Origin of the sequence: Streptomyces daqingensis, from assembly GCF_014645895.1 — a bacterium.
GTDB lineage: Bacteria > Actinomycetota > Actinomycetes > Streptomycetales > Streptomycetaceae > Streptomyces > Streptomyces daqingensis.
In genome coordinates, this window is record NZ_BMMP01000008.1 from 312,705 (window position 1) to 323,157 (window position 10,453).

Consider the following 10,453-nt stretch of genomic DNA (forward strand, 5'->3'; position numbering starts at 1 on the left):
GCAGGCCCCGATACGTAGAATCACGGCATGGAGGACTCGCACCGCGCAGCCCGTACGAGGGCCGACTGGCCCTTGTTCGGGCGGGATGAGGAGCTCTCCTACCTCACGCACGCACTGTCCGGGAACTCCGGTCTCGTCATCTTCGGCGAGGCGGGCGTGGGCAAGTCCCGCCTCGCCGAGGAGTGTCTGGCCGAAGCGGAGAAGGCGGGCTTCCGCGTCGCGCGGGCCGTGGCGAGCACCGCGGCCCGGACGGTTCCTCTCGGGGCCATCGCCCACCTCCTCCCCGACGGGGTGGACCTGTCCGACCCCGTGAAGGGGTTCACCGTCGTCGCGGACGCGCTGCGAGGCGACGCCCCCGGGCGCCGTTACGCGATCTTCGTCGACGACATCCACCTGCTCGACGCGACGTCGGCCATGCTGCTGCGCCAGTTGATGGACGCGGGCGTCATCACCCTCGTCGCCACCATCCGCACGGGGGAGCCGCCCACCGAAGCGGTGCAGGCGCTGACGTCCGGGGAGACCGTCCGCCACGTGGAGCTCCGGGCGTTCGGCCTGGACCAGACGGGCGAGCTGCTGCAGCAGGTGCTCGGAGGGCCCGTCGGCCAGGGCACCGTGCGGGACCTCCACCAGGTGTCGGGCGGCAACGTGCTCTTCCTGCGCGAACTCGTCCGGGGCGCGCTGGAGCACGAGGCGCTGACGAGCGACGGCGAGGTCTGGGAGGCGGACCCGTTCGCCGGGTGGGGCACGGTGCGCCTCGCCGAACTCATACGCACCAAGGTCGAGTCCGTCGTCGGAGGGGGCCGGGACGCGCTCGAACTCCTTGCCTGCTGCGGGGCCCTCCCCCTCGCGGCGCTCGAGACGGCGGCACCGCTCGAAGTGCTGGCGGACCTCGAACGCAAGGGCCTCATACAGTTCGACACCGACCGGCGCCGCACGCGCGTCTCGCTGGCGCACCCCCTCTACGAAGAGGTCCTGCGCTCGCGGGTGCCCGCCCTGACGTACCGCACCACCCAGCTCGAACAGGCCGACAGGATCGAGGCGTTCGGCGCCCGCCGACGCGGCGACGCCCTGCACATCGCCACCTGGCGGCTGGACGCGTCCGGCGAGGCCGATCCGGCGCTGCTGCTGCGAGCGGCGTATCTCGCCCACTACGCGCACGACCACCCCCGGACGCTGGCCTTCCTCAACGCCCTCCCCACGGACCACCACGACACCGTCACGCGCCTCATGCAGGGAGAGGCCTACTTCCACACCGGACGACTCGACCTGGCCGACGAAGTCCTCGCCCAGGCAGCGGAGTCGGCGCGCGAGGAGAAGGCGCTCGCGGCGGTCACCGTGACGAGGACGACCAACCTCCTCGTGGGCAACGCCCCGATGGACCAGGTCCTGAAGGTCAACGAGGCTGCGCGCGAGGGGACTTCCAGCCGCGTCGTCCGCGATGTGCTGCTCGTCAACGAGGGGTTCATCAAGCTGGCGAACGGAAGGCCCGTCGAGGGCCTGGAGCTGCTGGACCTGCTCGAAGCCGACATCGCCGAAGCGCCCGACAGACGCATGTGGCTGTGCGCAGCGGCGGTACGCACCGTAGCCCTGGCCCTGGTGGGCCGCCTCCGCGAGGCCTCCGAGTGGGCCGCACACGCCCACGACGCCCACGTGCGGACCGACGAGGAGGCGCGGCCCGCCCACCCCGCCGTCCAGCAGGGAACGTCGGCCCTCGCACTGGCGGAGACAGGGCAGCTGGCCGACGCCGTCGCGCTGTGCGAGAGCGTCAGCACCGAACTGAGCCGCCACAGTCCCATCCTGCGGGTGTTCCCGGCGCTGCTGAACGCCCGTACGCACTGGGTCGCGGGCCGTCCCGCCACGTCCCGCCGGATGTACGCCGAACTGGCCGCCCTCGTACGCCGGGAGGACCACGTCAAGGCGCTGCGCATCTCGCTCAGCGGGCTCGCCGCCTGCGCTGCAGTCCTCGGGGACCTGGACGCGGCCCGCAGCGCCCTCGACGAGCTGAAGGACCTCCCGGAGGCTCCTCCCGGCTACTTCTCCGTCGGGGAGGAACAGCTCGGCGAGGCATGGCTGTTCGCCGCCGGTGGCCACGAGAGCAGGGCACGGGCCGTGCTGCGCGACGCGGCGGAGGCCGCACGCGCCACGGGCCACATCACGTCCGAGGGGCTGCTGCTGACCGACGTCGCGAGGCTGGGCGGCGCCAGGGACGTCGCCGGACGCCTCGCTGAGATCGCAGCCCTCTGCGACGGTGAACTGGCGGGCGTGCGGGCCCGGTTCGCCGCGGCGCTCGCGGCGCAGGACACCGAACGGCTCATGGCGTCGGCCGACGAACTGGAGGCGCTCGGCGCGTATCTGCCCGCCGCCGAAGCCGTCGCGGCGGCCGCGGGCCTGTGGCGCCGCCGAGGCGAGGGGCGCAAGGCGACCGCGGGGGCCGTCCGTTCGGAGGCGATGGCCGCCGAGCTCTGCCAGGGGGCCGAGACGCCTCTGCTGCGCACGGTCCGTGCGACCGCGCCGCTCACGGACCGGGAGCGAGAGATCTCCGTGCTGGCCGCCGCGGGCGAGACGAGCAAGGAGATCGCCGCGGCTCTCACCCTCTCGGTCCGTACCGTCGACAACCACCTGCACAAGGTGTACGCCAAGCTCGGCATCGCCACGCGGCGCGAACTCGCCGCCCATCTGGGGCAGTCACGCCCGCCGGGCGCCTCCGGCGCGTAGCCGTCCGCGGCGGCCCCCCGCCCTGGGGTCACCCGCTCCGGTCACCCGCCGTCCGGGGCCGCGGCCGTCACCGGCACCTCGACGACGAAGAACAGGAAGACGGGCTTGGTCGACAGGTCCTGAAAACCCTCGGGGAACAGCTCGCGGGCGGCCGGGTCGGGCCGCGGCTCGCTGAGGGCGGCGATGTCGAAGCCCGCGGCGGTGAACGCGTCGGTCATCGCGTGCAGCGGCCTGCGCCAGAACCTCATCGGGAAGGGCTGCCCGCCGAAGGCCCAGTCGAAGGTGTAGCCGGTGGTCGCGGAGTAGTCCGGCCGCGGCTCCTGCATCGCGTAGGCCACGAAGGGGTGGTCGACCGACGCGATCAGTCGGCCGCCGGGCCTCAGCACGCGGCGCAGCTCGGCCAGCGCCGGTCCCCAGTCCTCCAGGTAGTGCAGCACCAGCGACGCGACCACGCCGTCGAACACTCCGTCGGCGAACGGCAGACGGTCGCCCACGTCGGCCAGGTGCAGCTCCGCGTCCTCACCGAGCCGCCGCCTCGCCAGCGCCAGCATCGCGGCGCTGGTGTCCACACCGGCGACGTCGGCGCCCCGTTCGCGCAGCGCGGCGGACAGGGGGCCGGAGCCGCATCCCACGTCAAGGATCCGGCGGCCGGCGACGTCCCCGGCGAGGTCCAGCATCGCGGGCCGCGCGTAGTACGCGTTCACGAGGTTGTTCTCGGTCTCCGCCGAGTAGGCCTCGGCGAAGCTGTCGTAGTCGTTCGCCCGGGCCGGAACAGCCGGCTCGGCCTGGCTCCCGGGCACGTCCGTGGCTCGTTTCATCGGCGCAGCGTAGCGGCGCCGCGTCCGGCGGACGGGGCGCGGGCGGGGCGCACGGCGACGGGGCGCAGCCCCTCCGGGCTGTCCCGTCGCTCTCCTGGTTCGCGCGGATCGTGTGTGATAGGCAGCGGTCGACGGCGAGCGGGGCCCCGCAGCGTACGGCCCGCCGTGAGAAGCGGAGACGAGGAGCGGCCTGTCGTGTGCGAACGGGCGTGGGAGGAGCAGCTGAGCGAGGCGCTGGCCGGCGCCGGGCGTCCCAGCCTGCTCCTTGTCGAGGGCGAGGCCGGTACGGGGAAGAGTCGGCTAATGCGGCGGCTGGCGGAGTCGCCGCAGGCGCGGAGCGTGCCGCGACTGATCGTCTCCTTCCAGCCGTCCGGCTCGCTCCTCGTGACGGAGAACTGCGCCGCCGGCTCGGCGGGCCCCGGGCAACCTGAGCCGGAGACGTCGGCCCGAGGGGGACTCGGAGCGCTTCTCGCCTCGTCCTGCCCGGCCTTCCTGGTCGCCGAGGACGTGCACCACGCGGGCGGAGACTGCCTGGACGTGCTGCGCAGGCTGCTGAGTGAGCCGCCGTCGCGGTTCGCGGCGGTCGTCACGTACCGGCCCGAGCAGCTGGCCAGGCGGGGGCTGCCGCTGGGGCGTGCTGTGGACTACCCGGCGATGCTCGCGGTGTCGCGGTGGCGGACGGGACCGCTGGACGAGCAGCAGGTACGCGACGCCGCCGAGGAGGTCCTCGGCGCCGAGCGCTGCTCCGGCGAACTGGTCGCCGGCCTGCGCCACCGCTCGGGCGGGGTGCCGCAGGTGCTCGTCGACCTGCTCTGGATGCTGCGCGACGAGAGCGACGCGGGGCGGCGGCACTACACGGTCAGGGACGTGGACGCCGTCGGGGTGCCTGTGCGGTTGTCGGAGAGCGTACTCGGCAAGCTGGACGCGCTGCCCGAGCGGTACCGGCCGATCGTCTGGGCGGCAGCCGTGCTCGGCCACGACGCGGACGCGTGTGACCTGTCCGCCGTCGCGGGGCTTGACGGCGGCGTCGGACGCGACGCGCTCATCGCGGCGCTGGAGGCCGCGGTGCTGCGGGAGGCCGGGGAGGGCAGATACGGGTTCGGGACGCCGCTCGCGGCTGAGGCCGTCCGCACTCACCTTCCCGGACCGGTCCGGGAGCGACTCCACCAGCGTGCGGCGACGTTGCTGACAGCCCGTGAACCCGTTCCGTGGTCCCGTGTGGCACGCCACTGGAAGGGCTGCGGCCGGACAGAGGAATGGCTGCGCGCTGCGGAGCACGTCGCTCTCGGCAGAGACGGCTCCGTCACCGATGACGAGACAGCCGTCGCACTGCTGGAGCAGGCGCTGGGTGAAGGCAGCGCGGCGCCGGAGAAGCGGGCCCGTCTCGCTCTGGCGCTCGCCCGCGGTGCGACGCTCGGGCTGCGGACGGAGGAGACCGTCAGGGTGCTGCGCGGGACGGTGGCCGACCCGACACTGCCCTCGGAGGTGAGGGGGGAGATACGGCTCGAACTGGGCCTGCTGCTGCACAACCAGAAACGGCGGTTCCAGGAAGGACGCGAGCAAGTGCGGTGCGCGGTCGGCGAGTTGACGGGGCGCCCCGCACTGGCGACTCAGGCGATGTGCGCGCTGGCGAACCCGTTCTTCCCGGGGGCGTCGCTGTCCGAGCACTCGGGCTGGCTGCGGCGGGCGGAGGAGGTGGCGGCCGCGTCGCAGAACGGCACGGCACTCGCCGCCGCCGCCGCGAGCCGCGCGACGCTGCTGATGGCCGTCGGTGATCCCGGGGCCTGGAGACTGGTGGAGCGGCTTCCACGGGAGAGCGCCGACCTCGCCGACGTCCAGCAGGTGGCACGAGCCCTGTGCAACACCGCGAGCGGGGCTGTCTATCTGGGCCACCACCAGCGGGGGTCTGAACTCCTGCGGGAGGGCCTGGAGCTGGCCGCCGTCAGTGACGCGCCGTTCCTCGCGAGGGTCGGCAGCGGGACGGCCCTCTTCCGTGACTGGCTCACAGGCTCCTGGGAAGGACTCGCGGACCGGTGCACAGCCGCCGTCGCGGAGGACGGGGTCACCTACAACGCCCGCGCGGTGCTGGCCCTGCTCGCCCTGGCGAAGGGCGACTGGAACGGTGCGCACAGCTGGCTCCCTCCGGGGGACCCCTCGTCCTACGAGGGCTGCGAGACACCCGTTGCGGCCACCGCGGCGGGCGCCCGCATCCGGCTTCTGCTCGCACGTGACGACGGAGAGTCCGCCGATGCGGCCGCGGAGTCGGCGTGGGCGTGGTTCGCGGGCAAGGACGTGTGGGCGTGGGGCGCCGAGATCGCCCCCTGGGCGGCCGCTGCTCACCTCAGCGCGGGCCGCCGCCGTGCGGCCGAGGCACTGGTCGCCCAGTTCGCGGACGGACTGCGGGGGCGGGACGCCCCCGCCGCCGAAGCGGCTCTGCTGCAGTGCCGGGCGGCCCTCGCCGAGGCGGGCGGCGAACCGGCGGAGGCGCTGGGGCTGTTCGAGGAGGCGGGAGCGGCCTATGAACGGCTCTCCTTCCCCTATGCGCGGGCCCTGATGGCCGAGGGCGCCGGGCGATGCGCCTTCGCGACGGGCGTCGGAGTGGAGGCAGCCGTGGAGACGGTCACCGAGTGCGCGGAGCGGTTGTCGCTGCTCGGAGCGGCATGGGACGCCGCCCGCGTGCGGGCGGCCCTGCGCCTCCACCACCCTGCCGCGTTCCGGCGCCCCCGAGGACGTCCGGCGTACGCCGAGCAGTTGTCACCCCGTGAGGCCGAGGTCGCGGAGCTGGCGGCCGGCGGCCTCACGAACCGTGAGATCGCGGCCACGCTGCACCTCTCGCCGCGCACGGTCGAGCAGCACGTGTCACGGGCGATGCGGAAGCTGGGCGTCGGACTGCGGCAGGAGCTGGCGGTGCGGACCAACGGGCCGGCCTCCACCCCGGGTGGAGCGGAGGCGGGTTCGGGACGAGCGGCGGCCGGCAGGCGGAACGGGCCGGACGCCGCCGCGCCCGGCCCGCGTAGTGCGTGATGCTCGGCTCAGCAGATCGTCGGGCGCATCACTTCGTACGCGCTCGCCCAGTTCATGCAGCCGGCTGCGGAATGGGGGTGCCACTCGTGGCCGAACTCGTGGGCGGTGAGCAGAGCGAAGTCGCTCACCTGGGTGGAGAGCAGCATCATCTGGCCGGGGCCGTAGTTGCAGCCCACGGCGTTGGCGGTGCCGAAGCAGTCGGCGATGAGGCCTGTTGTGCACTCGACCGGTTTGCCGCTGCCCGGCGTCTCGGTCGCGCCCTGCCAGAAGTTCGCGCCCTGGCGGATCAGGCCCTCCAGCCCGGCACATGAGGCCATGATCTGGTAACCCCAGGCCGCCTTCGGGCCCTCCTTCTTCTCCTTCAGCTTCGGAGAGACGCCGTCTACGGCCTTCCCGTCCTCGGCCGCCTTGGTCTGCTTGGCTGCCTTGGTCTGCTTGGCTGCCTTCGCGCCCCCGGCCTGCTCCGAGCCGCCCGGGGTCTGCTGGGCCTGGGCGCTCCCGGCCTGCGGCGGGGCCGCGCTCTCACCCGCGCTTGCCGCGGCCGGGTACGCGGCGACCAGCGCGAACACCAGGGCCGCGGCCCCGGCGAATCTGCGAAACGACGTGCGCATGACAATCTCCTCGTCGAGGCGCGACGATCCCCGGCGTGCTCCGCCCGCCATGGACACCGCCGCGAGAGAACGGGCGCGCGGCGCGGGCCCGTGCGGTCGATCACCCGGAAATTACTCGCGGGGGTGCGGACGCGCCTATCCGGAGCCGCGGAACCACGGATACGCAAACAATCCGGCGCCGACGTCCAAGGGGCGTACCTCACGGGTGCGGGGACGGGGCCTGGCGGGGACGCCGGCGCGAGGACCGGCCCCTGAACCACCGGGAGGGAGGTGTCCGTCACGCGTCGACGCCACGGGTCCGGAACACGCTCCCGAAGTGCCGGGACGCCCGCACGCGGTCAGGCTGCTCCACCGGGCGGCGCGCCCGACAGTCTCTTGGCAGGCGTCAGTCGACGAGCGCGGCGATGGCGCGTGCGCAGTCCAGCGCCTCGCTCTTCGCCGAGTCGACCTCGACGTCGTAGACGACGCCCTCGTGGACGGACTCCGCCTGCGCGGCCGCCATGCCGACCACCCTGTCCCCGCGGGCGAGTTCCCTCGCCGCCGCCGTCTCGGCGTCACAGCGCACCCCGGCCCACAGCACTTCGAGCCCGGCGAGACGCTCGCGCGTGCGCTCCTGCGAGGCGGCGCCGCCGAGGAACACGTCATCGACGATCACTCGGGCTCCGGCACGGGCCATGGCGGCGATCCCCGCCGTCCAGGCCGTCTCGATCCGACGGAACTCCGCTCCGACCTCCACCTCGCCCCGCTCCCCGATCGCGATTCCGGAGCCGGAACCAGAACCGGAGCCGGAGCCGGAACCGGAACCGGACGCCGTCAGCGAAGGGGGAAGCCTGGCGACGAGGTCGTCCACCCCGAGCGTGATCCACGGAGCCGGGAGGATCGCCTGCAGGCAGCGGCTGATCCCCGTCTTGCCGGAGCTGGAGCCGCCGTTCAACACGATGACCTGGGTGCTCACGTCAGATATCTCACTTCCGGGGCGATGTCTCGGTCCGCCGGGGCACGGGCCGGGCCGCAGCACCCGGCCCCAGTCAGGCGGCCGCCTCCGGTCCGTCCGCCGCCCCGACTCACACGTTGAAGCGGAATTCCACCACGTCGCCGTCGCGCATCACGTAGTCCTTGCCCTCCATGCGGGCCTTGCCCTTGGCGCGGGCCTCGGCGACGGAGCCGGTCTCGACCAGCTCGTCGAAGGAGACGATCTCCGCCTTGATGAAGCCGCGCTGGAAGTCCGTGTGGATGACGCCGGCGGCCTCGGGAGCCGTCGCCCCCTTCTTGATCGTCCAGGCGCGGGCCTCCTTCGGCCCGGCGGTGAGGTACGTCTGCAGTCCGAGCGTGCGGAAGCCGACGTGCGCCAGCCTCGCCAGGCCGGGCTCGTCCTGCCCGACGGTCTGCAGCAGCTCCAGCGCCTCCTCCTCGTCCAGTTCGGCGAGGTCCGCCTCCAGCTTGGCGTTGAGGAAGACGGCCTCGGCGGGGGCGACGAGGGCCCGCTGGTCCGCCTTGAAGGTCTCGTCGGTGAGTTCGTCCTCGTCGACGTTGAAGACGTAGATGAACGGCTTCGTCGTCAGCAGGTGCAGCTCGTGCAGGGGAGCCGCCTCCTCGCTGCCCTGGGCGAGGCCCGCCGAGAAGAGGGTGCGGCCCTGCTCGAGGATGTCCTTGGCCTCCTGGACGGCCTTGACCTGGGGCTGCTTGTCCTTCTTGACCCGGGCTTCCTTCTCCAGCCGCGGCAGCACCTTCTCGATGGTCTGCAGGTCCGCGAGGATCAGCTCGGTGTTGATCGTCTCGATGTCGTCCTTCGGCGAGATCCTGCCGTCGACGTGCACGACGTTGTCGTCCTGGAAGGCGCGGATGACCTGGCAGATGGCGTCCGACTCGCGGATGTTGGCGAGGAACTTGTTGCCCAGGCCCTCTCCCTCGCTCGCCCCGCGCACGATCCCCGCGATGTCGACGAAGTCGACCGTGGCGGGCAGCACCTTCTCCGACTTGTAGATCTCGGCGAGCGTCCGCAGCCGCGGGTCCGGCACTCCGACCACGCCGACGTTCGGCTCGATCGTGGCGAACGGATAGTTGGCCGCCAGCACCTCGTTCTTGGTCAGGGCGTTGAAGAGGGTCGACTTTCCGACATTCGGCAGGCCGACGATTCCGATCGTGAGCGACACGTGGCGACTTCCCGTAGCGAGTATGAGGCGGTGATGGGGACTGAGGGAGCCCGGTACGGACTCGGGGGCCGCGCCGCCGATCCAGGGGCGCCGGACCTGGCCCGGTGACCGGGCCGGTCCACCAGTCTACGGCTCGAACTGACGGCCAACGCGTGTCCGTCCCCGCTGAAGGACGGTGACGCCGCCTACGTTGGAGCCGTGGAACAGCAGCACAGCGCACATGCGGGCCGCAAAGGCCCCGGTCAGGCGCGGGGGCAGGGGACCGGTCCGGCGCAGGGCCGGCGGCAGGGGGACCGTGAGCGCGGCCGGAAGGGCACCGAGCCGCGGGCAGCGGCGGCAGCCTCCTCTCCCGCCGTCCCGGGCAGCAAGCCCGCCGCCTCCGCGAAACCGTCCCCCGCTCCCGCCTCCGCGAGAGCCCGGCGCCGCGGCGGCAGCGAAGCGGCGGGAACGGAGGCCGCCGCCCTCTACCACGCGCAGCTGCGCTTCCCTCTCGTTCCGGCCAGGCTCACCGACTCCCTCTCCTGGCTGCCCCGTGCCCGGCTCACGGCGCTCGGCGTGGGGACCGTCGCCGTCCTGCTGATGCTGATCGCCGGGGGGACGTCCAGGCTGCTGTTCGACGGCTCCGTCCCCTTCTACGGCGGTGCCTTCCTCGTGACCTGCACGCTCTGCGCGGGATGGGTACGCCCTGCCGACCTGTGGACGGCGCCCGTGGCCGTCCCTCTCGCGTTCACCGCCGGGCTTCTCCTCATCAGCGGCGGGCCCGGCACGCAGGGCATCGCCGAGCAGCTGGCGAGCCTCTTCCCGGCGCTGGCCGTCAACGCGCTCTGGCTCTACGCCGGCACCCTGCTGGCCGCCTTCGTCGTGCTCGTACGGAAGGCCGGGCTCGTCGTGCAGCGGTCGCGTCTGCGGGCTCTGACGAAGGCGCAGGAAGAGGCGGAGGCCGACGAGGTCGCCTGACCGGCACGCCGCCGGCAAGCATGAGGGGCCGGCCGCCCGGGTGGGCGGCCGGCCCCTCTGCTGCTAGGGCGTGTCCGCAAAGTCGGTGTTGGCGTTGCTTAGTTGTGGTGCCTCGTCGTCATGAGCTGACTGATCAAGCCTGGGAGCGGATCGAGCCGCTGCTGCCGTCTTCCCG

The 10,453-nt window shown here is 73.1% G+C and carries 7 protein-coding genes; 3 read left to right on the forward strand and 4 right to left on the reverse strand.

Annotated features, from left to right (window positions below):
- Positions 1-27: 27 nt before the first annotated feature.
- Positions 28-2,715 (forward strand): LuxR C-terminal-related transcriptional regulator, encoded by a 2,688-nt coding sequence (locus IEY56_RS14475; RefSeq protein WP_189037563.1) that lies wholly within the window; start codon positions 28-30, stop codon positions 2,713-2,715.
- 41 nt (positions 2,716-2,756) lie between these two features.
- Here the strand turns inward: IEY56_RS14475 and IEY56_RS14480 are convergent, their stop codons facing one another.
- Positions 2,757-3,533 carry a class I SAM-dependent methyltransferase gene (locus IEY56_RS14480; RefSeq protein ID WP_189037564.1) on the reverse strand — a complete coding sequence of 259 codons (777 nt, stop codon included), beginning with the start codon at positions 3,531-3,533 and terminating at the stop codon, positions 2,757-2,759.
- 165 nt (positions 3,534-3,698) lie between these two features.
- Here IEY56_RS14480 and IEY56_RS14485 point away from each other — a divergent pair, with 165 nt between their 5' ends.
- Entirely contained in the window at positions 3,699-6,557 is a 2,859-nt protein-coding gene (locus tag IEY56_RS14485) for a LuxR C-terminal-related transcriptional regulator (RefSeq protein ID WP_229711885.1), read from the forward strand.
- 8 nt (positions 6,558-6,565) lie between these two features.
- On the opposite strand, the gene IEY56_RS14490 is transcribed toward IEY56_RS14485, so the two are convergent.
- From IEY56_RS14490 to ychF, 3 genes are all read right to left on the reverse strand, one after another.
- Positions 6,566-7,168 carry a hypothetical protein gene (locus IEY56_RS14490; protein WP_189037565.1) on the reverse strand — a complete coding sequence of 201 codons (603 nt, stop codon included), beginning with the start codon at positions 7,166-7,168 and terminating at the stop codon, positions 6,566-6,568.
- Between the two features lie 385 nt (positions 7,169-7,553).
- The gene (locus IEY56_RS14495) at positions 7,554-8,123 is read right to left on the reverse strand and encodes a chloramphenicol phosphotransferase CPT family protein (RefSeq protein WP_189037566.1); all 570 of its coding nucleotides are present in this window, start codon (positions 8,121-8,123) and stop codon (positions 7,554-7,556) included.
- Positions 8,124-8,232: 109 nt separating this feature from the next.
- On the reverse strand, positions 8,233-9,321 hold the full coding sequence (gene ychF / locus IEY56_RS14500; RefSeq protein WP_189037567.1) for a redox-regulated ATPase YchF: 1,089 nt from the start codon (positions 9,319-9,321) through the stop codon (positions 8,233-8,235).
- A 198-nt stretch (positions 9,322-9,519) separates the two neighbouring features.
- Between ychF and IEY56_RS14505 the strand changes: the two genes are divergently transcribed.
- Complete coding sequence (locus IEY56_RS14505; RefSeq protein WP_189037568.1) at positions 9,520-10,278, forward strand: DUF6542 domain-containing protein; 759 nt, start codon at positions 9,520-9,522, stop codon at positions 10,276-10,278.
- Positions 10,279-10,453 lie beyond the last annotated feature (175 nt).